Here is a 19,387-nt window from a genome sequence, read left to right on the forward strand (position 1 = left end):
AATTGACTTTGGTTTGAGTGCTCCAGAGCTCTCATCAACTCCATCGAATGCTTGTCGCTGCTTGAGGCACTTCAATCCGTTGAAAGTATTCCCGCCTTTTTGACCACAGCATAACGCGCAAGGGTTTTCTTTCGCGCCTCGTCATGTTCGACGATGGGATAAGGATAATTCTTCCCCAGACTGACGCCCGCTTGCTGTAATAGCAGGGGAGCCGCTTTCCAGGGCGCGTGTATCGAGCGCTTATCCAGCCTGGCTAGTTGCGGTAAATAGCGCGCAATGAATTTGCCATCGGCATCAAACTTTTCGGATTGTGTTATCGGATTAAAAATTCTGAAATACGGTTGCGCGTCACAGCCGGATGACGAGGCCCATTGCCACCCGCCGTTGTTTGCCGATAAATCAAAGTCATTCAGTTTTTCGGCGAAATAAGATTCACCGCGCCGCCAGTCTATACCCAGATCCTTAATCAGAAAGCAGGCGGTCACCATGCGCAAGCGGTTATGCATGTAACCGGTCTGATTCAGTTGCCGCATCGCTGCATCAACGAGCGGATAGCCGGTATTACCTTCGCACCACGCCGCAAAATGCGCATCCGCCTGTTCACCTGTTTCCCATTGAATTGCATCGTAATCGGGTTTGAACGAACGCTCAGTCACATGCGGATGATGGTGGAGGATCATGAAATAGAAATCACGCCAGATCAGTTCGGCCAGCCAGATTTCTGCACCGTGATTACTGCTGGTTCTGATTTGTTGCATCGCTTCACGCACCAGATGTCTGATAGAAACAGTACCGAAACGCAGATGCACTGACAAATACGACGGACCCTTCAGCGCAGGAAAATCGCGGGCAACATCATAATGTTTCATCCGCGCCAGAAAGTTCTGGATCAGCTGTGTGCCGCCGGACATCCCGGCCTGCAGGGAAATGGCCTGCGTTTGTGCAGTGGCAAAACCTATGTCTGACAGCGATGGTATGGCGGGCACATCAAGACGACAGAAGTTTGCTGCATATTTTTCTACCGGATATGATTTTGCGTAAAAATCACTACCCTCTGCATAGAATTTTTTGAGCCAGGCATTCTTGTACGGTGTGAAGACGGAAAAGGGCGTACCAGCCTGGGATAAAACTTCGCTTTTCTCAAAAATCACCTGGTCTTTATAGCTTAAGAATTCGCACTGTTGCTTACCGAGCGCGGTCTTCACCGCGGTATCCCTTTGTAATGCCGCCGGTTCATAGTCGTGATTGGCGAAGACTGCGTTGACTTGCAGTTGTTCTGTAAGGCGTGGAATTTCGGTGACAGGATCGCCGTGTATCACCAGCAGGCTGCCGCCAAGTTTGCTGATTTCCTGTTTAAGTTCAATGATGCTGTCGTGAATGAAACGCACGCGCCTGTCATTGGCTGGCAGATGTTTCAATATGTTCTGATCAAAAATAAAAACACAGATAACTTCTTTGCTATGCCGTAAAGCCTGATATAACGCGGCATGATCAAAGCAGCGTAAATCACGCCGGAACCAGACCAGAGCGCGCCGAAAAGAAACAGATTTTTCTTGCATAAGTATCAGAATAGGAAAGTCAGAATCATGGTGCGGAACCTTAGCACACATCGAAAATACACGTTAAAAATGCTAAAATGGCGGCATGGCGAAGCAAACAAAATCCCCACACTCTGAACTGTCCGACGGTGTTCCTGCACCGGCCGGTGCGATTTCTGACATTGTTGCAACAGCGGGCGGCGATACCGTTCCAGAATTTGATTTAAATCTAACAAATCATTTCCTGATTGCAATGCCTTCTATGCATGACCCTGTGTTTGGCGGTAGCGTGGTGTATCTGTGTGAACATAATCCACGCGGCGCGATGGGCATGGTGATTAATCGCCCTACCGATATGACCGTGGCTGAATTATTTGACCGCATCGATCTGCGTCTGGAAGTGATTCCCGATTCGCATCCTATGGGTAAGCATCTGGTGATGTTTGGCGGCCCAGTACAGGACGATCGCGGCTTTGTGCTGCATTCTCCGGTCGGCGAATATACTTCTTCGCTCAAAGTGGCCGACGATATCGCCTTCACGACCTCGCGCGATGTTCTCGAAGCAATTGCCGCTGGCGAGGGGCCGGAGCGTATTGTCATGAGTGTTGGCTATGCCGGTTGGGGCGCGGGGCAACTTGAAAAAGAGATTCTCGCGAATGGCTGGCTGACTGTTGCAGCTGATCCGCAGATTATTTTTTCGCTGCCGGTCGAAGAACGTTTTAATGCAGCCATCAAATTACTTGGTATTGACCCCATCATGCTCTCGTCCGAAGCGGGGCATGCCTGATGACTATGCTCGAAGCCAGGGCTGATGGTACGGTGCTTGCCTTTGATTTCGGATTGAAACGTATTGGTGTGGCGGTCGGCAATACCTTCCTGCGCCAGGCCGAGCCACTCAACATCATTCATGCGCCGACTAACGATGGCAAATTTGCCGAAGTCGCCGCGCTGATCGGTAACTGGCAGCCAGTCTTATGCGTGGTCGGATTACCGTTGCATCCGGATGGCGAGTCGCACGAAATGACCCAACGTTGCCGCCGCTTTGCTAACCAGCTGCAAGGCCGCTTCAAACTTCCGACGATACTGGTTGATGAACGTTATTCCTCCGCCGTTCTGAACGGCAAGCGCGGTGCACACATAGATGACGATGCCGCAGCCCTGATTCTGCAACAATATTTTGACGAGAACCCATGAGCAATGTTTCCCCCACACTGAATGCGGAAGCGCTGTATCAGCAGCTTCTGAAGCAGATCAAACCACAAGCCGTGGCAAATGATAATCTGGCGATCATCGGCATTTATTCTGGCGGTGCCTGGATTGCCGAACGTCTGGTAAATGATCTCGGCCTGAAAAATAAGCCTGGTCTGATTGATGTGTCCTTTTATCGCGATGATTATGCGGCAAAGGGTTTGCATGCTGATGTCAAACCGACGCATATACCATTCGAAGTCGATGGCGCACATATCATACTGGTCGACGACGTGCTGTACACGGGACGAACGACGCGCGCAGCGATCAACGAGTTGTTCGACTACGGCAGACCCACACGAGTGATGCTGGCGGCGCTGGTCGATCGCGGTGGGCGTGAATTACCGATTGCTGCCGATTTTGTTGCGCATGTTGCCTCATTTGAACCCGCTGTCTCTGTGAATCTGCAACGCGCAGACGATGGCACACTTAGTTTCTCTATCGATCATGCATAATCCACAGCTCAATAAACACGGCGAACTTCAGCATCTGCTGACGATAGACGGTCTGCCTAAATCCATCGTCAATCATATCCTCGATACCGCCTCGTCATTTGTCAGTGTCAGCGACCGCGAAGTCAAAAAAGTCCCGCTGATGCGCGGTAAAAGTGTGTTCAATCTGTTCTTTGAAAACTCCACCCGTACCCGCACCACGTTTGAGATTGCGTCCAAACGCCTGTCGGCCGATGTGATCAATCTCAATATTGCAGCATCGAGTACCAGTAAAGGTGAATCCTTGCTCGATACCATCGACAATCTGGCCGCGATGCACGCCGATATGTTTGTGGTGCGTCATGCGACGTCCGGCGCACCTTTCCTGATTGCCAAACATCTCAACGACACGAAACAGCATCATGTGCATGTGGTGAATGCGGGTGACGGTCGTCACGCACATCCGACTCAGGGTTTGCTCGACATGTACACCATCCGCCACTATAAAAAAGATTTCACGAATCTGACTGTCGCGATTGTTGGCGACGTGTTGCACAGCCGCGTTGCACGTTCCGACATTCATGCGCTGACCACGCTGGGCGTACCGGAAGTGCGCGTGATCGGTCCGCGTACTTTGCTGCCCGGCGGTCTGGAGCAGATGGGCGTGCGCGTCTTCACCGACATGAATGAAGGCCTGAAAGGCGTTGACGTGATTATCATGTTGCGCCTGCAAAATGAACGCATGAGCGGAGCCTTGCTGCCGTCGGCGCAGGAATATTTCAAAAGTTATGGTCTGACACCGGAGCGGCTGGCGCTGGCGCATCCTGAGGCGATCGTCATGCATCCGGGGCCGATGAACCGTGGCGTGGAGATCGATTCTGCGGTGGCCGATGGCCCGCAGGCAGTGATTTTGTCGCAGGTGACTTTCGGTATTGCCGTGCGTATGGCCGTCATGAGTATTGTCGCCGGTAACAGCGGCAGTGACGCCTGATATCTGTGAGATTCAGCCAGGCGCAGGCCCGGCGATAACTGATCGTGCGTTATCCGTTAGGTGAGACGTACAGGGAAGCAACATGAAAATTCAAATTAAAAATGGTCGCGTAATTGATCCGGCGAGCGGAGTTGATGCGGTACAGGATGTGTTTATCGCCGCCGGAAAAATTCTTGCGATCGGCGCAGCACCGGCCGATTTCATTGCCAATAAAGTCGTGGATGCCAGCGGGCTTGTCGTGGCTCCGGGGCTGGTGGATTTAAGTGCGCGTTTGCGTGAACCCGGCTTTGAATATAAAGCAACGTTGGAATCGGAATTGCAGGCAGCCATGCGTGGTGGTGTCACCAGTCTGGTTTGTCCGCCGGATACCGATCCGGTGCTGGATGAATCGGGTCTGGTCGAAATGCTGCGACAACGTGCACGCACACAGAACAAAGCGCATGTCTATCCGCTCGGTGCGCTGACGGTGGGACTCAAAGGCGAGTCTCTGACAGAAATGTCTGCACTGACCGACGCCGGCTGTATCGGTTTTTCGCAAGCCGAAGAAACAATTGCCGACACGAATACGCTGCAACGCGCTTTGCAATACGCGAGCACGTTCGGATACACGGTCTGGTTACGTCCGCAAGATGCCTACATAGGCAAAGGCGGCGTGGCACATAGCGGTCCGCTGGCGTCGCGTCTGGGCTTATCCGGCGTGCCTGTCATGGCAGAAACGATCGCGCTGCATACCTTGTTTGAGCTGATGCGTGCCACTGGCGCGAAAGTGCATCTGTGCCGGATTTCATCTGCCGCCGGTCTGGAACTGGTGCGTCAGGCGAAAGCCGAAGGCTTGTCGTTGACTTGCGATGTCGGCGCACATCATGTGCATCTGACCGATAACGATATCGGTTACTTTGATTCGAATGCGCGCATGACACCGCCGTTGCGTAGTCAGCGTGACCGTGATGCAATCAAAGCGGCACTGTTGGATGGCACGATCGATGCGATCTGCTCTGATCACACGCCAGTCGATGATGATGAAAAACTGTTGCCGTTTGCGGAAGCCTCACCGGGCGCAACCGGACTAGAATTGTTGTTGTCGCTCGCGCTGAAATGGGCAGAAGACAGCCGTGGCGCCGTCACCTTGGCGCAAGCCTTGTCGAAAATCAGTAGCGGTGCGGCACAGGTCGCTGGTATCGCTGCCGGTCAACTGACCGCTGGCAGTGCGGCTGATCTGTGTGTATTTGATCCCGCAGCACACTGGAAAGTGGAAGCCGCTGCGTTGGCGAGTCAGGGCAAACATACGCCATTTCTGGGTTACGAATTGCCAGGCGTGGTCAGGCTGACGATGGTGGATGGCCATATTGCCTTTGACAATCTGTAACCTGCATTCAACACCGTCACCTGCATCGTCCGCTGTTGCCGGGTGATGCAGTGGCTGGTGTGCTCGCAATAAGCGCTATACACAAAGCAAACAGGGCGTATGGATAGTATTTGCCATGCCTCGTTTGGCTTTGTGCCGAAGAACCCAAATTTTTATAAATACTCTCTTGGAGTATCTGGCGAGTCCGTATGATTTTCTGGCATTTTTTCCGCGTTTTTCTTCATCTGGTCGCAGGTTTGCTGACTTGCGCCGTGCTCTTTCCTTTAGTCGGAGCCGCCAGAAGAGAAGCGCTGGTGCAGCGCTGGTCGAAGCGACTGATGGCAATCTGCACGGTGGATGTCGTGTTTAAGGATGCCAGCCAGGGGCTGTTTGCCGAACGGACGCTGATCGTCTCGAATCACGTCTCCTGGCTCGATATTTTCGTCATCAACACGGTGCATCCGTGCCACTTTGTTGCAAAAGCCGATATCCGTTCCTGGCCTGTGCTCGGCTGGTTATGCGAAAAAGCCGGAACCATCTTTTTAGCACGCGGCAAGCAGCGTGAAGTGCGGCGGATTTACGAAGGTCTGGTGCATCAGATTCATGATGGCAAACGGATCGCTTTTTTCCCCGAAGGGACTACTGCAGCGCAGGGCACGGTGCTGCCATTTCACGCCAATTTATTTGAAGCGGCGATAGAGGCCAAAGTGCCGGTGCAGCCTTTCGTGCTGCGCTATGTCGATGCACAAGGAAAATTTCATCCGGCAGCCGATTTCATCGGTGACATGACGTTTGCCGAAAGCATGAGCACGATCTTAAAAGCGCCGCGCATGACTGCTGAAGTGATACGCCTGCCAGCGATTGCGACAGAAGGTGCGCATCGCCGCGATATCGCTTTGCAAGCGCGCGAACTGGTAATGCGAGAATTAGGACTATCGCAATAGCTGCCTGATTAGACGGACAAAAACGCCGGACAAAAGCGCCGGACAAAAATGCACGAAAAAACGCCGGATAAAAACGGTATTTCCGACGTCCTTGTGTTGGCGATTTGTTCCGGTGTACTCAGCGTCCATCTGCGTGCCGCAAACCCGCGCCAATACTCCTCAAAAATTGGTTTTATGGGGAGTATATGAAGAAAACCGCTTATTCTCAGCGTTAATAAACGGCTTTAAAAAATACTCCCGGGGAGTATTTTCAGGCATCCAGCAGCCGTTGTATGACTCCGGCGGTCTTCTGTTGCGGCAGAATCAGCGACATTTTCCCGATATCGCCGCCTGTGCCCAGAACGGTGCTGCGAGTAAACCGATAAAGGAAACGCCGCCGATTTTTGCCGGACGATGTTTTAATGCATCGTCATCGGTACATCCCGGAATCGTCGCCTGCTGTAAATCTTTCTGCAAACGCTCATATTTACCCGGTGCCGCATTTTCCAGGTTTTTGCCACTGGCTTCGGCACGTTGCTGCAATTCACTTTTACTTGTCTGATAGGCTCTGGCAATACTTTGCGGGCTGATATCGAGCGGTACTGAATCGTTTGCAGTGTTAGCGGTGGCAGAGACCGGTACATTAACGCTTTCAGGAGTGTCGGCAGCGCTTGTCGATACAGTAGTCGAGGCTGATTTGTTGCGTACCTTACGCACAGTATCGGAAGTCGGCGTAGTCGCCGCAGGCGCGTCTTTCGCAGCGTCAACAGCCAGGCGGATATTCAGTGGAAATTGCAACAGCATGGCTGACACTGGATGAACGAAAGTATCGGACGTCTTGATGATACCGAGCGGACGCGGCAAGGCTAATATCAATAGCAGCGTGACTCCCGCCGCCAGCAGCGCTGAAAATAGTCGCCCAACTGCATGTTGCGCATCCCATTCAAGATAGTGGTAGATCACAGTCATGGCGGGTGTTTTTCTGGTTGCAGTATGGCGTCTGACAGACGATCTGAATCAAAGTTCAGACGCCGCTGCAAGCCTGAAAAATTCAGGCGAACGCTGGTCGGTCAACTGCGTCCGCCGAAGTCAGCAGGGCTTGCACTGCGCGTTCAAACAGCGGCTCATTTTCGAGAAAGCGCACGCGGCCATGGGCTATCATGCGGCGGAACATGCGCACACTGACGAGTGATGGCTTTTCATTTCCTGCCAGGGTCAGCACCAGATTATGATGTGATGGATCAACCCAGTTCAGTGTGGCGATACTGGGTTTGATTCCCAGTTTCACTTCCAGGCTGATACCGCTGCGCAGGCGTTCCTGTATGACTTCCTGCGTAAATTCCACGGCATCGGCGGGCTTTTCACCAATGGCACTTTCTGTCGCTAACTCGCTATCAAAAAACTCATCCAGCATCTGCACCTGAATGTCGAGGTCGCGTATTGCTTTGTCCAGTCTTTGCTGGGTTTCCGGAGCACGCAACTGTTCGTGCAATGCTTCCTGCGAGGCTTCGTTGTGGTAGATGAAGTCGGCAAAATGCTCATGAATTGCCGGTAAGCTTAATGAACGTGTCTGCGGGTTAAGCGGCTGCTGCACGGTACGCAAGGCATTCGTATGAGCATCCACCAGCCAGTCGAGCAAATGTTTCTGCTTAGCGTTATTCCACTGAATCGCAGTCAGTGCTTCGCGCAACGTGTTCAGGATGATGGGCAGCAAAGCGAACAGTTGAGTGCGGTCTTCTTCGTTCAGTTTGGCGACGATGCTCCACAGCAGATCGGGAATCAGCAGGCGATAACGGATACCGCGTTTGGCATCTTCACGTTCGGCATATTCGATCGCATGTACCCAGGTATTTTCTAAAAAATCACGCAGATAGGGATCAATCTGCAGTTTTTGCAAGACCTCGCGTAACTGCGCCGAGATATGCACCAGCCGCAAGGTGCGGTTCTGCGCGGTTTCGATAGCTTCTACGGTGTGCGCAATCGTTTGCTCACTGGAGCGCAATTCACGCGCGATAAACGCATCAAACTCATCGAGCATGCGGATGAATAATTGCGAATTTTCGCTGTCGTCTTCCAGTAATGTTTCGACGATGCGGCAAATTTCCTGTGTGATGTGCGCACCCGTTGGATCTATCTGTTTCAGTCCCAGTGAAATCGAGCCAACACGATTGATCAGCATGCGTGCCGGATGCCCTTTCTGGGTCAGCAAAGTCTGATCGCGAAGGGCGATTTTCAGCACCAGAAATTGCAATCGCCCCAGCTGCGCACGTATTTCTGCCGGTACTTGCGGATCGCTCAAAATAAATTCAAACAACATAGCGACGACATCGATCGTCATCTGCTCATCGACATTGTCTGTCATGTCATTGAGCGTGGTTCTTTGCTCCAGTATCAGATTACGGATGCCGCCCAGATGATTGAACATCTGTTCGCCGGCAATGATGTTATTTTTTTGTAGCTCATGCACCGACCGTACTATGCCTGTACTGGTCTCTGAATGATTGCTGTCAGTGATGCTGTAAGCGTGATCGGAATGGTTGCGATGGTCGCTATTTGCCGTTGGTGTCGCGCTGGTTTGTGCTGATCCGTATGCTGAGTGTGGCAGGTGGTGGGCGTCGTTCAGCGTTTGGCCGGTGGCATGCCCTTCCGCATTGCCAGTTGCTACGCCATTGCTGGCGCTATTGGCTGTACGGTTTGTTACGTTGTCGTTCGCGCTGTTTATCTCCCCGTGGCCACCGAATAACTGTCGTAAGGTCGAGCCGACGGATTGATTTTTTTCCAGCCATTGAAATGCGCTGGCGCGTGCCTGACCTGGGTCTGCCAACGGCGCGGCGTATCCGTCCAATCCTGGATATGGCGCAACGACTTTCGGCTGTGATGTAAAAGCAGACGCGGCTTGTTGCACCAGTTGTTGAGTGAATTGCTGTGTTGCTGACCCGATTTTGCTGGCGCTTATTCCAGCCGCGAGATCCCGCACGCTGTTGAATAATTGTTCGACTTTGCTGACCGGTGTCGCCGCCGGAGTGGCTTGTAACTGTTGCGCTGGATATGCTGGCGAAGGCAATCCTTCGTTGCCTGAGAATGATTGTTGATGCATCGCGCCCGGCATTGCACCTTCATTATGCGTATCCGCGGAGGGCATACTGTCGTTGACCTGCGGGGACGTGTCAGGCGCGGCGACAGCTGTCGCCGTGTTTGCAGTGGTTGCAGCGGGCGGTGTTTTCTTGATTTTTAACTGTAGTTCCGCTGCCACCCCTTTGGCGGCGAAGTAGTTATTCACTGCATCATAAATTTTACCGATATGTGGCGTCAGATCTTCTGCAATCTGTGCAATAACGGCCGCAGAAATATCGTCGTCCAGTTCAAATTTTTCTATGCCGCTGGCGATGCTGCGGGTGATTAAATACGGACGGAACGGATTCTCTCGTTCGCTGATTTTTTCCTGACTGAACAACAGCGCGATACGTATATTCAGATCGCGTATCTGCTCTTCGGCTTCGGCACGGAAACGCGCCGTAATTTCATTGAGCAGCAGTTCATTTTCCAGCGCATGCGAATCGACCAGTGACAGACTGTCGCTTTGCATTTTTAAGATGGATGCCGGGCGAAACGTATTGTAGGTGGTCTGGAAGCTCCGGTTCAGCAAGCCATCCATCGCTTCGCTCATGGCATCGAGCATTTGTCTGCCTTGCCGCAAGCGCATGCTGGCATGCAGATAATCTCTTTGTTCCGTTGAGCTGCGGGCGGCCTCAGCTTTTTTAAATAAGGCTTCCAGTGTGTGCGGTGTTGCAGCTTCTATGCTGCTCAGAAAGGTCCGGTGAAACTCTGTTCGGGTGGCGGGCAGAAATTCATTCGGATCCATATATTTTTCCCAGATTTTGCGCGCAGGCACATGTTTAAAAACGTAATAAATGTAACAAATTTGTTATCTGGAAGTATAGATCAGAAGATTGCTAAATTATTATTTGAATGTAATGTTTTAAACATTGTTCACAACTGTTTTGCGTCGTCGCCGTCATGAATACAACAACGGCAAGTGGGCTGAGCGCGCACTTGCCGTTAGATTGTTTCTAATGGGAAAAATGTTGCCTATATCAGCCTGGTTTTTGCTGTTGCGGGCAGTCGATCTGTACAAGCGTTCTGTTGTGAAGAGCAACTGCGGTCAGCTTACCGCCCCAGACGCAACCGGTATCAAGGCTGATCAGATTGGGACGCAATACCAGTCCTAAGGTGGACCAGTGACCAAACACCACCGTGCTGTTGTCTGAGGCGCGTGGCAGATCGAACCAGGGCGCATATCCTTGCGGAGCAGTACCGACGCCATCCTTGCTGGCAAAATCCATCTGTCCTTCAATGCTGCAAAAACGCATCCGTGTCAGGGCATTGACGATGCAGCGCAAGCGATCTGCTCCCTGTAAACCGTCATCCCAGTAAGCCGGAGTATTGCCATACATTTGCCGTAAAAAGCCCAGCCAGTCCGCACTGCGCAACATGGTTTCCACTTCACCCGCGAGTGCCATGGTTTTTTCGGCTGACCACGACGGGAAAAGTCCGGCATGGATCAGTAAGTGCTGTTGCTCTGTTATCGCCATCGGCCGCTGGCGCAACCATTCCAGCAATTCAGCACAATCCGGTGCATTTAATATTTCTGTAAGCGTATCGCTGCGATGTGCAGGACGTATGCCATGAGCAACCGCCAGCAGATGCAGATCGTGATTCCCAAGCACACTCTCTGCTCGCCCGGCCTGTTGCAAAGCACGGACACGACGCAGAGTCTGCAAGGATTTCGGACCGCGATTCACCAGATCACCGGCAAAAAGATAGCGGGCGGAAGGTGAGTGCTGTTCTATGCGATGCAGCAGTTCACCCAACTGATCGTCGCAACCTTGAATGTCACCGATAAAATATGTGGCTGTCGTCATGTCTCTGGCGCTTATTGATTCGCACCCATACGTTTGGCTTCGGCGCGGCTGAGCAGCGCCTGTTGCTTCTGTTCTTCGCGCATGCTGACAGTCAGCATGGTTGGCCAGCCGATCAGATGTTGTTCAGCAATTTCCGCCAGAGCGCGTAACCAGGATGGCGATTCGTTCAGACAAGGAATGTAATTAAATTCTTTACCACCGGCTTGCAGAAAGTCAGCCCGTACTTCCATCGCAATTTCTTCCAGCGTTTCCAGGCAGTCGGCGATGAAGCCGGGGCAGATCACATCAACGCGCCGCACCCCATCTTTGGCGAGTTGCGTTACCGTTGGTGCAGTGTAAGGTTGCAGCCATTCGGCTTTTCCTAAACGCGACTGAAAAGTGACGATGTACTGATCTTTCGATAGGCCTAGCTTTTCAGCAAGCAGGCGTGCGGTTTTGTAGCATTCACAATGATAGACGTCACCGCGCAACAGAAAGGCTTTTGGCAAACCGTGAAAACTCATTACCAGTTTTTCCGGCCTGCCGTTGGTCTGCCAGCTTGCCAGCACTGATAGCCGCAGCGCTTCTATGTAAGCCTCGTGATCATGATAATTTTTGACCAGACGCAGTTCAGGAATATTTCTGACCTGTTGATAATGGCTGAATACCGCGTCGAAATTCGATCCGGTCGTTGTCGCAGAATATTGTGGATAAGCCGACAAAATCAATAAGCGATCATAACCATCTGCTTTCAGCTTTTGCAGCACATCGGGTATCGACGGTGTGCCATAGCGCATCGCATAAGTGACGTGTACTTCATGACCACGTTCACCAAGATAGCCCTTCAATAATACGGCCTGTTTTTCCGTGTGTACTTTCAGCGGCGAGCCGTCATTCGTCCAGATAGACGCATATTTCTTCGCTGACTGACCGGAGCGGAAAGGCAGGATGATGCCATGCAGGATCAGCCACCAGATTGCACGGGGTACTTCGACGATACGTCTGTCCCATAAGAACTGTTTCAGATAGCGGCGCACTGCCGGTCTGGTCGGTGCATCCGGCGTACCGAGATTAATCAGTACGACCGCCGTTTTTCCGATTTTTCCGTGGGAGTAATCAGGTTCTTTCAGAAAGCGCATGGTATTTATTTTTTTAAGAAGCCAGTAATTCTCTGGCGTGTTTACGAGTGGTTGCGGTGATTTCTATGCCACCCAGCATGCGGGCGATTTCTTCGACGCGTTGCTTGTTATCAAGCACGTCGATATGAGAGATGGTTTTGCCGTTGTGATTTGTTTTGCTGACCTGAAAATGCTGATTCGCCTGACTCGCCACTTGCGGTAAATGGGTGACGCACAATACCTGACGGTCTTGCCCCAGTCGTTTCAGTAAGCGTCCGACTACTTCCGCAACACCGCCACCAATACCGCTGTCAACTTCATCGAAAATCAGGGTCGGCGTTGCCGTCGCACCAGACGTGATGACGGAAATGGCTAAAGAGATGCGTGCCAGCTCGCCACCGGACGCCACTTTGGCCAGCGGACGGGCTTGCACCCCGGCATGACCGGCGACTAGAAATTCAACCTGTTCGATACCGTATACAGCAGCCTCACAAGCATTCAGACTGACGGCAAAACTGCCACCGGCCATGCTTAATTCCTGCATTGCCGCCGTTACCGCAACACTCAGTGTTTTTGCGGTTTTTTCGCGCGCTTTGCTCAGTTGTTGCGCCGCTTGGAGATAATGCTGATACGCTTTTTCTTCCTGCAAGCGAAGCGCATCCATATCACTGGCATCGGACAACTGTTTTAATTGCTCAGATAAAGTTGCAAATTCCTGATGTAAATATTCAGGAGCGACGTGAAAGCGACGCGCAGTTGTATGTATGGTTTCGACGCGTTGTTCGACTTCACGTAAGCGTGCCGGATCGAGCTCGGTGCGATTCAGATAATCGTTCAGCGCGTAAGTCGTTTCCTGCAAATTGATGCAGGCAGATTCCAGCGCTTCAGTCACCGGTTTCAGCGCGGCATCGTAATCCAGCAGCTTGAGTAATTTTTGTTGTACTGCAGTCAGTTGCGATAGCACTGGATGTTCTGAATCCGAAATCAGGGTGGCCGCTTCTTGCGCGCCATCAAGCAGGCTTGCTGCATGTGCCAGACGGCTGTGTTCCTGACTGATGTTTTCCCATTCGCCTGCTTTGATTTGCAATTTGTCGAGTTCACCTACCTGCCATTCGAGGCGCTCGCGTTCTTGCAAAACATTCTTGGCGTTGGTTTCAAATTCTTCGCGTTGCCGGCTCAGATTGCGCCAGGCTTTGTAACGCGTTGCAACTTCTGCGGCGTTCTCTTGTAAGCCGCCTTGCATATCCAGCAGCGAGCGTTGTGCTTCAGCTTTGAGTAAAGACTGATGCGCGTGTTGCCCGTGGATATCGACCAGCAGGTCACCCAGTTCGCGTAATTGCGTCGCGGTGGCTGTGATGCCGTTGATCCAGGCCTTCGAGCGTCCCGCGTTATCGATCGTGCGGCGCAGAATCAACTGTTGCTCAGGATCGCTGAATTCATTTTCCAGCAGCCATTGCTGGACATTATCCGAGACCGAAAATTCGGCAGAGATATCTGCTTTCGCGGCAGATTCACGCACCATGCTCGCATCGCCACGCCCGCCGAGTGCCAGCGTCAGTGCATCGATCAGTATCGACTTACCTGCGCCGGTTTCACCCGTCAGGACACTGAAACCGGATGAAAATTCCAGTTCAAGAACATCAACAATGACAAAATCACGAATGGCAAGCGTGCGCAGCATAGGAGCAGGAGTAGTTAAAAATAAAAAAACGAAATAAAAAAACGAAATGAAAAAAGGAAAAAATTCAGACTGGATTAGCAAAGCTATTTTAGCAATAAGTAACCCTATAAGCAGCGTCTTGCATCCCCCGGTTCAGCGGAGAGCTGTTTGCCATTAATTCAGTGCGCCTTCCACGGTAGGGTATTCGTTCCAGTGCAGTTTTTCCCGCAGCGTATGGTAATAATTCCAGTCCTGAGGATGCAGGAAAGTCACCGTGTGGTTGGAACGTTTGACGACGATGCGATCCTGACGCAACAGGCTGGCAAAGGTTTGCATGTCAAAGTTGACGCTGATGTCGCGTCCGGCAACGATTTCGATCACGATTTCACTGCTTTCAGGCAGCACGATAGGGCGATTCGATAAAGCATGCGGGGCGATCGGCACCATAACAATACCGCTCAGGCTGGGGTGCAGCAGCGGCCCGCCTGCTGAGAGAGAATACGCAGTGGAGCCAGTCGGGGTGGACACAATCAACCCGTCCGAGCGCTGGTTATACATGAAATGAGAATCGACTTCGACACTGAGCTCGACCATGCCGGAACCGGTCCCGCGTGACACTACAATGTCGTTAAAGGCGAGACCACTGAAGATCTGATGTCCTTCACGGACAACGATAGCCTGCAGCAGGCTGCGCCGTTCAGAGACGTATTTGCCTTCCAGCATCTCAGCAATCACCGGAATCATACGATCGAGCGGGATATCTGTAATGAAACCGAGCCGCCCCTGATTAATGCCTATCAGCGGGATATGGTATTGCGCCAGTTGCCGGGCGATACCGAGCATCGTACCGTCGCCGCCGACCACAATCGCGGCATTTGCATGTTTTCCTATGTCCGCGACTGACATGGCCTGAAACCCCGGTAATTCTATGTATTGCGCCGTTTCAGCTTCGATCACAACCGTATTGCCTGCGCGGTCAAGAAAGCTGGCGAGTTCACTCATTGATTCTGCTATACCGGGAGCATTAAACTTACCAACAAGTGCAATCGTTTTTGAAGGGACAGTCATAAAAAAAGAGTGGTGACGTGATTCGTCAGATTAGACCATAATTAGCGTGGAAATGAATCAACTGACTGCTATTTATGACAATTAAAGCTGTATTACTGGATTTAGACGATACCTTGTGGCCGGTTGCTCCGGTGATTCAACATGCGGAAGCGAGCTTGTATCAGTGGATGCAGGAACATGTACCGGCCGTGGCAGCGAATTATTCCGTCGAATCAATGCGGCAACGGCGCAATAAGCTGGTACCAACCGATCCCCGTTTTCAATACGACCTGTGGGTCTTGCGACATACCTTGCTTAGCCAGATATTCGCAGAACATGATGTGCCTGTCGCAAAGGCTGATCAGGCCATGGCAGTATTTTCTGATGCCCGCAATCAGGTCAGTTTGTATGATGATGTCGTTCCAGCGCTAAAGGTATTGTCGCAGCGGGTTCTGTTGGGCTCGGTCTCAAATGGCTTTGCTGATCTGCGTGAAATTGGTCTTGCTTCACATTTCCGTACATCGATTGCGGCACGTGAGTTTGGTTGCGCCAAACCTGATCCGCGCATATTTCTCGCCGCCTGTGAAGCACTGGACGTAAAACCGCACGAAGCCTTATATGTCGGCGATGATTTATTGCTCGACGTGCAAGGCGCGCAACAGGCAGGCTTGCGCGGAGCGTGGATGAACCGGCATAGTCTGGAGATCAAGGATGAGCGCCATCAACATATTCAGCCTGATGCGGAATTTAAAAATTTACATGATTTGACAAAATGGTTATGAAGTTTTCTATGTTCATGTTTGCTTCAGTCGCATAAAATGAACAGATGCTACTAGACACTCGCGCTCAAACTCTTTTAAAAGCCCTCGTAGAACGCTACATTGCCGATGGTCAGCCTGTAGGTTCGCGTGCTCTCTCAAAAATTTCCGGCCTTGATCTGTCGCCGGCGACGATCCGTAATGTGATGGCTGATCTGGAGGAGATGGGCTTGGTTGCCAGCCCGCATACGTCGGCTGGCCGCGTTCCCACTCCCAAAGGCTATCGCGTATTTGTTGATAAATTACTGACGGTGCAGGAAATCAGCGAACTGGGGCTGGAATCCCGGCTGCAATCGGGTTTGTTATCTCAACCCCCGCAAAAAATCATCGCGAATGCCGCACAGATATTGTCTTCGTTGTCGCAATTTGCCGGTGTTGTTATGACGCCGAAAACCGAATCCATTTTTCAGCAGGTCGAATTCCTGCGTCTTTCGGAAAAACGCATTTTGCTGGTGGTTGTGGCACCGACCGGAGAAGTGCATAACCGCTTGCTCCTGACGGATATTGATTACACCCCAGCGCAGTTGTCGCAGGCAGCTAATTATCTGAATCAGAATTTCAGCGGACATGCTTTTGAAGATGCACGCCTCGGTATTAATAGCGAATTACGGCAGTTGCAAACAGATATGACTAGTCTGATGCAAGCCGCTGTCGAAGCGGGCAGTGATGCCTTGTCTGAGCAAAGTGATGAAATGGTTATTTCAGGAAAAACCAATTTGCTGAATGTGCAGGATTTATCGTCCAACATGACATCACTGCGTAAGCTGTTCGACATGTTCGAGCAAAAGAGCAGTCTGATGCAATTGCTGGATGTATCGTGTAAAGCGACGGGGGTGCAGATTTTTATCGGTGGGGAATCGCAGTTGTTGCCGATGGATGAGATGAGCGTTGTCACTGCGCCGTATGAGGTTAACGGTAAGATTGTCGGCACCCTGGGTGTGATCGGTCCGACGCGGATGGCGTATGAAAGAGTGATACCGATAGTCGATATTACGGCGAAATTACTTTCTAACGCCTTGAGTCAGTAAAAGAGACATGCGATGTTAAATAAAAATATTTCCATATTACTCATCGACGACAACGATATTACTCGCGAAGTGTTACGTGTCGTGTTGCGCAACGAGGGATACACGGTTGCAGGTGAGGCGACAGACGGTGGAACCGGGTTGGATATGGCGCTCAAACTACGGCCGGACGTGATTATGCTGGATGTGGTGATGCCCAAAGTCAGTGGTCTTGACGTGCTGCCAAAACTTAAAGATATGTTGCCTGATACCAGAATATTGCTGGTGACAGCGAGTCACGATAAGGACATTTTGTCGGAAGCGGTGAAATCAGGCATACATGGCATTATTCTGAAGCCATTTAATGCGCAGAAAATTATCGATACCGTTGCTGGTGTCGCTGCAAAAATAAAAAAATAACCCAACGCACCCACGCATCCTGTTGCAAGCGCTTCAATGCTCATTGGTATGAGCACGTTGATACTTAATTTTTGTGCTCGCAGTTCTCTTTCGTGCAACTACCGTAGATCGCGAGTGAATGTTCTGCGATTTTAAAGCCGCGCTCCAGAGCGATGGTATGCTGGCGCTGTTCAATTTCCGCATCAAAAAACTCTTCAACGCGACCGCAATCGAGGCAGACCAGATGATCATGGTGTGAGCCTTCGTTTAATTCAAAAATAGCTTTGCCAGTTTCAAAATGATTCCGGTGCAGCAGACCCGCCTGCTCAAATTGCGTCAGAACGCGGTAGACAGTTGCCAGACCGACATCCATATTTTCGTTCAAAAGTATTTTATAGACGTCTTCTGCAGTCAGATGGCGAACCTTACTACTTTGGAAAATTTCGAGGATTTTCAGGCGTGGCAAGGTTGCTTTAAGTCCGCTGGCTTTCAGATTTGGAGTGCTGTTTGTCATGTTTTCGGTCAAAAGAGGGCTATCTGCTTTATGATATCGGGTTTTAGGGCATGTTGCTCAATTACTGAGGGTACCTATGCGATTGTTGTTTTCAAAATCTGTTCAAGGTAAAGCCATCCGGCTTGCAGGCATGACATTATTACTGGGCGTATCTGCTTGCGCATCGAAACCGCCAGTGGCGGACAAAGCTGTGTCAGCAACGGCCGGTACGCAAATATACGCACCGACAGGGGTGAGTAAATTCCTGGGCTATATTTCCCCATATCGTATTACCGTTCAGCAAGGTAACTTCGTTTCTCAGGAAATGATGGCGCAGATCAAAGAAGGGATGACGCGTGAGCAAGTCCGTTTTGTGCTTGGCACCGCTTTGTTGACCGATATGTTCCACGAAGACCGCTGGGATTATCCTTTCCGCCTGACTAAGCCGAATGGCGAGCAGGTAGTCAGTCAGGTCACCATTCATTTTAAAAACAATACGGTTTCTAAATTCGAAGGCGGTAGTCTGCCAACGGAAAAAGAATATCTGGCAAGGATTACCGAGTCGGCGCTGGGCTTAGATAAAGTTGAGTCGCTGAATGATCTCGACGGCACGCCGAAGAAAAAAGATAAAAAATAAAGAAAGCTGGTATGACTGCATTAAAAGTAGCGGTGGCGGGCGCTTCCGGCCGCATGGGAAAGATGCTGATTGAAGCTATCAGCAACGCAGACGACATGGTGCTGGCCGGTGCGTTGGATGTTGCCGGTTCCCCGGCAATAGGTACCGACGCTGGCGTATTTCTGGGCAAACCTGCCGGTGTGTTGATTGAGTCTGATCTGGCTAAGGCATTGGCCAACGCAGAATTTCTGATTGACTTCACACGTCCTGAAGGGACGCTGAAGCATCTCGACTACTGTGCCACGCACGGCATCAAAATGATTATCGGCACGACAGGTTTTGATGATGCGGGCAAAGCGACAATCGCAGCAGCGGGCAAACAAACCGCGATTGTCTTTGCGCCGAACATGAGCGTTGGCGTTAATGTCACGCTCAAGTTACTGGAAATGGCAGCCAAGAGTTTCGCCGAAGGCTATGACATCGAAATCATTGAAGCACATCACAGGCATAAAGTTGATGCGCCTTCCGGTACTGCGCTCAAAATGGGTGAGGTGATTGCTGACGCGTTGGGACGCGATCTGAAAGAGGTTGGCGTCTTTGCTCGCGAAGGAGTGACGGGCGAACGTGATCCGTCTTCTATCGGTTTTGCGACGATACGTGGCGGTGACATTGTCGGCGATCACACGGTGTTGTTCGCCGGTATCGGTGAGCGCGTCGAAATTTCGCATAAATCCTCCAGTCGGGTCACTTACGCGCATGGCAGTTTGCGGGCGGCACGTTTCCTGAACGATAAGGCAACCGGTCTGTTCGATATGTACGACGTGCTCGGGCTGAATAACCACTAATTTATCCATC

Annotated in this window: 19 protein-coding genes; 11 read left to right on the forward strand and 8 right to left on the reverse strand. The window is 51.4% G+C overall.

Features of this window, described 5'->3' with window-relative positions:
* Positions 1 to 71 precede the first annotated feature (71 nt).
* Complete coding sequence (locus H8K38_RS00545; RefSeq protein WP_186882845.1) at positions 72 to 1,559, reverse strand: deoxyribodipyrimidine photo-lyase; 1,488 nt, start codon at positions 1,557 to 1,559, stop codon at positions 72 to 74.
* A gap of 85 nt (positions 1,560 to 1,644) precedes the next feature.
* Here H8K38_RS00545 and H8K38_RS00550 point away from each other — a divergent pair, with 85 nt between their 5' ends.
* The 6 genes from H8K38_RS00550 to H8K38_RS00575 all read left to right on the forward strand — a co-directional run bounded on the left by H8K38_RS00550 (position 1,645) and on the right by H8K38_RS00575 (position 6,497).
* The gene (locus H8K38_RS00550) at positions 1,645 to 2,325 is read left to right on the forward strand and encodes a YqgE/AlgH family protein (protein ID WP_186882846.1); all 681 of its coding nucleotides are present in this window, start codon (positions 1,645 to 1,647) and stop codon (positions 2,323 to 2,325) included.
* Positions 2,325 to 2,732 carry a Holliday junction resolvase RuvX gene (ruvX, locus tag H8K38_RS00555; RefSeq protein WP_223826935.1) on the forward strand — a complete coding sequence of 136 codons (408 nt, stop codon included), beginning with the start codon at positions 2,325 to 2,327 and terminating at the stop codon, positions 2,730 to 2,732. Before H8K38_RS00550 ends, ruvX begins: the two co-directional genes overlap by 1 nt.
* Positions 2,729 to 3,241, forward strand: coding sequence for a bifunctional pyr operon transcriptional regulator/uracil phosphoribosyltransferase PyrR (gene pyrR, locus H8K38_RS00560; protein WP_186882847.1), 513 nt, complete (start codon positions 2,729 to 2,731; stop codon positions 3,239 to 3,241). Before ruvX ends, pyrR begins: the two co-directional genes overlap by 4 nt.
* Entirely contained in the window at positions 3,234 to 4,208 is a 975-nt protein-coding gene (locus tag H8K38_RS00565) for an aspartate carbamoyltransferase catalytic subunit (RefSeq protein WP_186883317.1), read from the forward strand. Before pyrR ends, H8K38_RS00565 begins: the two co-directional genes overlap by 8 nt.
* Positions 4,209 to 4,290: 82 nt before the next feature.
* Positions 4,291 to 5,574 carry a dihydroorotase gene (locus tag H8K38_RS00570; protein WP_186882848.1) on the forward strand — a complete coding sequence of 428 codons (1,284 nt, stop codon included), beginning with the start codon at positions 4,291 to 4,293 and terminating at the stop codon, positions 5,572 to 5,574.
* A gap of 188 nt (positions 5,575 to 5,762) precedes the next feature.
* Complete coding sequence (locus H8K38_RS00575) at positions 5,763 to 6,497, forward strand: 1-acyl-sn-glycerol-3-phosphate acyltransferase (protein WP_186882849.1); 735 nt, start codon at positions 5,763 to 5,765, stop codon at positions 6,495 to 6,497.
* A 303-nt stretch (positions 6,498 to 6,800) separates the two neighbouring features.
* On the opposite strand, the gene H8K38_RS00580 is transcribed toward H8K38_RS00575, so the two are convergent.
* The 6 genes from H8K38_RS00580 to H8K38_RS00605 all read right to left on the reverse strand — a co-directional run bounded on the left by H8K38_RS00580 (position 6,801) and on the right by H8K38_RS00605 (position 15,223).
* A complete protein-coding gene (locus H8K38_RS00580; protein WP_186882850.1) occupies positions 6,801 to 7,445 on the reverse strand; it encodes a hypothetical protein in 645 nt (214 codons plus the stop codon).
* A gap of 82 nt (positions 7,446 to 7,527) precedes the next feature.
* Complete coding sequence (locus H8K38_RS00585) at positions 7,528 to 10,338, reverse strand: DUF1631 family protein (protein ID WP_186882851.1); 2,811 nt, start codon at positions 10,336 to 10,338, stop codon at positions 7,528 to 7,530.
* A 232-nt stretch (positions 10,339 to 10,570) separates the two neighbouring features.
* Positions 10,571 to 11,398, reverse strand: coding sequence for a symmetrical bis(5'-nucleosyl)-tetraphosphatase (locus H8K38_RS00590; protein ID WP_186882852.1), 828 nt, complete (start codon positions 11,396 to 11,398; stop codon positions 10,571 to 10,573).
* Positions 11,399 to 11,409: 11 nt separating this feature from the next.
* Positions 11,410 to 12,516 (reverse strand): ferrochelatase, encoded by a 1,107-nt coding sequence (gene hemH / locus H8K38_RS00595; RefSeq protein ID WP_186882853.1) that lies wholly within the window; start codon positions 12,514 to 12,516, stop codon positions 11,410 to 11,412.
* Between the two features lie 13 nt (positions 12,517 to 12,529).
* Positions 12,530 to 14,176 carry a DNA repair protein RecN gene (gene recN, locus H8K38_RS00600; RefSeq protein ID WP_186882854.1) on the reverse strand — a complete coding sequence of 549 codons (1,647 nt, stop codon included), beginning with the start codon at positions 14,174 to 14,176 and terminating at the stop codon, positions 12,530 to 12,532.
* A 153-nt stretch (positions 14,177 to 14,329) separates the two neighbouring features.
* Positions 14,330 to 15,223, reverse strand: coding sequence for an NAD kinase (locus H8K38_RS00605; protein WP_186882855.1), 894 nt, complete (start codon positions 15,221 to 15,223; stop codon positions 14,330 to 14,332).
* Positions 15,224 to 15,297: 74 nt separating this feature from the next.
* On the opposite strand from H8K38_RS00605, the gene H8K38_RS00610 reads away from it, so the two are divergent.
* From H8K38_RS00610 to H8K38_RS00620, 3 genes are read left to right on the forward strand one after another with little or no spacing between them, the layout of a single operon-like run.
* The gene (locus tag H8K38_RS00610; RefSeq protein ID WP_186882856.1) at positions 15,298 to 15,984 is read left to right on the forward strand and encodes an HAD family hydrolase; all 687 of its coding nucleotides are present in this window, start codon (positions 15,298 to 15,300) and stop codon (positions 15,982 to 15,984) included.
* A 44-nt stretch (positions 15,985 to 16,028) separates the two neighbouring features.
* The gene (gene hrcA, locus H8K38_RS00615; RefSeq protein WP_186882857.1) at positions 16,029 to 17,048 is read left to right on the forward strand and encodes a heat-inducible transcriptional repressor HrcA; all 1,020 of its coding nucleotides are present in this window, start codon (positions 16,029 to 16,031) and stop codon (positions 17,046 to 17,048) included.
* 12 nt (positions 17,049 to 17,060) lie between these two features.
* Positions 17,061 to 17,444 (forward strand): response regulator, encoded by a 384-nt coding sequence (locus H8K38_RS00620; protein ID WP_186882858.1) that lies wholly within the window; start codon positions 17,061 to 17,063, stop codon positions 17,442 to 17,444.
* A 64-nt stretch (positions 17,445 to 17,508) separates the two neighbouring features.
* Here the strand turns inward: H8K38_RS00620 and fur are convergent, their stop codons facing one another.
* A complete protein-coding gene (gene fur / locus H8K38_RS00625) occupies positions 17,509 to 17,937 on the reverse strand; it encodes a ferric iron uptake transcriptional regulator (RefSeq protein WP_186882859.1) in 429 nt (142 codons plus the stop codon).
* Positions 17,938 to 18,067: 130 nt separating this feature from the next.
* On the opposite strand from fur, the gene H8K38_RS00630 reads away from it, so the two are divergent.
* Together H8K38_RS00630 and dapB are read left to right on the forward strand one after the other, a co-directional pair.
* Entirely contained in the window at positions 18,068 to 18,553 is a 486-nt protein-coding gene (locus H8K38_RS00630) for an outer membrane protein assembly factor BamE (protein WP_186882860.1), read from the forward strand.
* A gap of 11 nt (positions 18,554 to 18,564) precedes the next feature.
* Positions 18,565 to 19,377, forward strand: a complete 813-nt coding sequence (dapB, locus tag H8K38_RS00635; RefSeq protein WP_186882861.1) for a 4-hydroxy-tetrahydrodipicolinate reductase — start codon at positions 18,565 to 18,567, stop codon at positions 19,375 to 19,377.
* The last annotated feature ends 10 nt before the right edge of the window (positions 19,378 to 19,387 follow it).

Origin of the sequence: Undibacterium sp. FT79W, from assembly GCF_014284215.1 — a bacterium.
Classification (GTDB): domain Bacteria; phylum Pseudomonadota; class Gammaproteobacteria; order Burkholderiales; family Burkholderiaceae_D; genus Undibacterium; species Undibacterium aquatile.

Bases quoted from the DNA above. Each gene is read 5' to 3' on its own strand.
- H8K38_RS00545 (WP_186882845.1), bottom strand. From the start codon at position 1,559: ATGCAAGAAAAATCTGTTTCTTTTCGGCGCGCTCTGGTCTGGTTCCGG.
- H8K38_RS00550 (WP_186882846.1), top strand. From the start codon at position 1,645: ATGGCGAAGCAAACAAAATCCCCACACTCTGAACTGTCCGACGGTGTT.
- ruvX (WP_223826935.1), top strand. From the start codon at position 2,325: ATGACTATGCTCGAAGCCAGGGCTGATGGTACGGTGCTTGCCTTTGAT.
- pyrR (WP_186882847.1), top strand. From the start codon at position 2,729: ATGAGCAATGTTTCCCCCACACTGAATGCGGAAGCGCTGTATCAGCAG.
- H8K38_RS00565 (WP_186883317.1), top strand. From the start codon at position 3,234: ATGCATAATCCACAGCTCAATAAACACGGCGAACTTCAGCATCTGCTG.
- H8K38_RS00570 (WP_186882848.1), top strand. From the start codon at position 4,291: ATGAAAATTCAAATTAAAAATGGTCGCGTAATTGATCCGGCGAGCGGA.
- H8K38_RS00575 (WP_186882849.1), top strand. From the start codon at position 5,763: ATGATTTTCTGGCATTTTTTCCGCGTTTTTCTTCATCTGGTCGCAGGT.
- H8K38_RS00580 (WP_186882850.1), bottom strand. From the start codon at position 7,445: ATGACTGTGATCTACCACTATCTTGAATGGGATGCGCAACATGCAGTT.
- H8K38_RS00585 (WP_186882851.1), bottom strand. From the start codon at position 10,338: ATGGATCCGAATGAATTTCTGCCCGCCACCCGAACAGAGTTTCACCGG.
- H8K38_RS00590 (WP_186882852.1), bottom strand. From the start codon at position 11,398: ATGACGACAGCCACATATTTTATCGGTGACATTCAAGGTTGCGACGAT.
- hemH (WP_186882853.1), bottom strand. From the start codon at position 12,516: ATGCGCTTTCTGAAAGAACCTGATTACTCCCACGGAAAAATCGGAAAA.
- recN (WP_186882854.1), bottom strand. From the start codon at position 14,176: ATGCTGCGCACGCTTGCCATTCGTGATTTTGTCATTGTTGATGTTCTT.
- H8K38_RS00605 (WP_186882855.1), bottom strand. From the start codon at position 15,223: ATGACTGTCCCTTCAAAAACGATTGCACTTGTTGGTAAGTTTAATGCT.
- H8K38_RS00610 (WP_186882856.1), top strand. From the start codon at position 15,298: ATGACAATTAAAGCTGTATTACTGGATTTAGACGATACCTTGTGGCCG.
- hrcA (WP_186882857.1), top strand. From the start codon at position 16,029: ATGCTACTAGACACTCGCGCTCAAACTCTTTTAAAAGCCCTCGTAGAA.
- H8K38_RS00620 (WP_186882858.1), top strand. From the start codon at position 17,061: ATGTTAAATAAAAATATTTCCATATTACTCATCGACGACAACGATATT.
- fur (WP_186882859.1), bottom strand. From the start codon at position 17,937: ATGACAAACAGCACTCCAAATCTGAAAGCCAGCGGACTTAAAGCAACC.
- H8K38_RS00630 (WP_186882860.1), top strand. From the start codon at position 18,068: ATGACATTATTACTGGGCGTATCTGCTTGCGCATCGAAACCGCCAGTG.
- dapB (WP_186882861.1), top strand. From the start codon at position 18,565: ATGACTGCATTAAAAGTAGCGGTGGCGGGCGCTTCCGGCCGCATGGGA.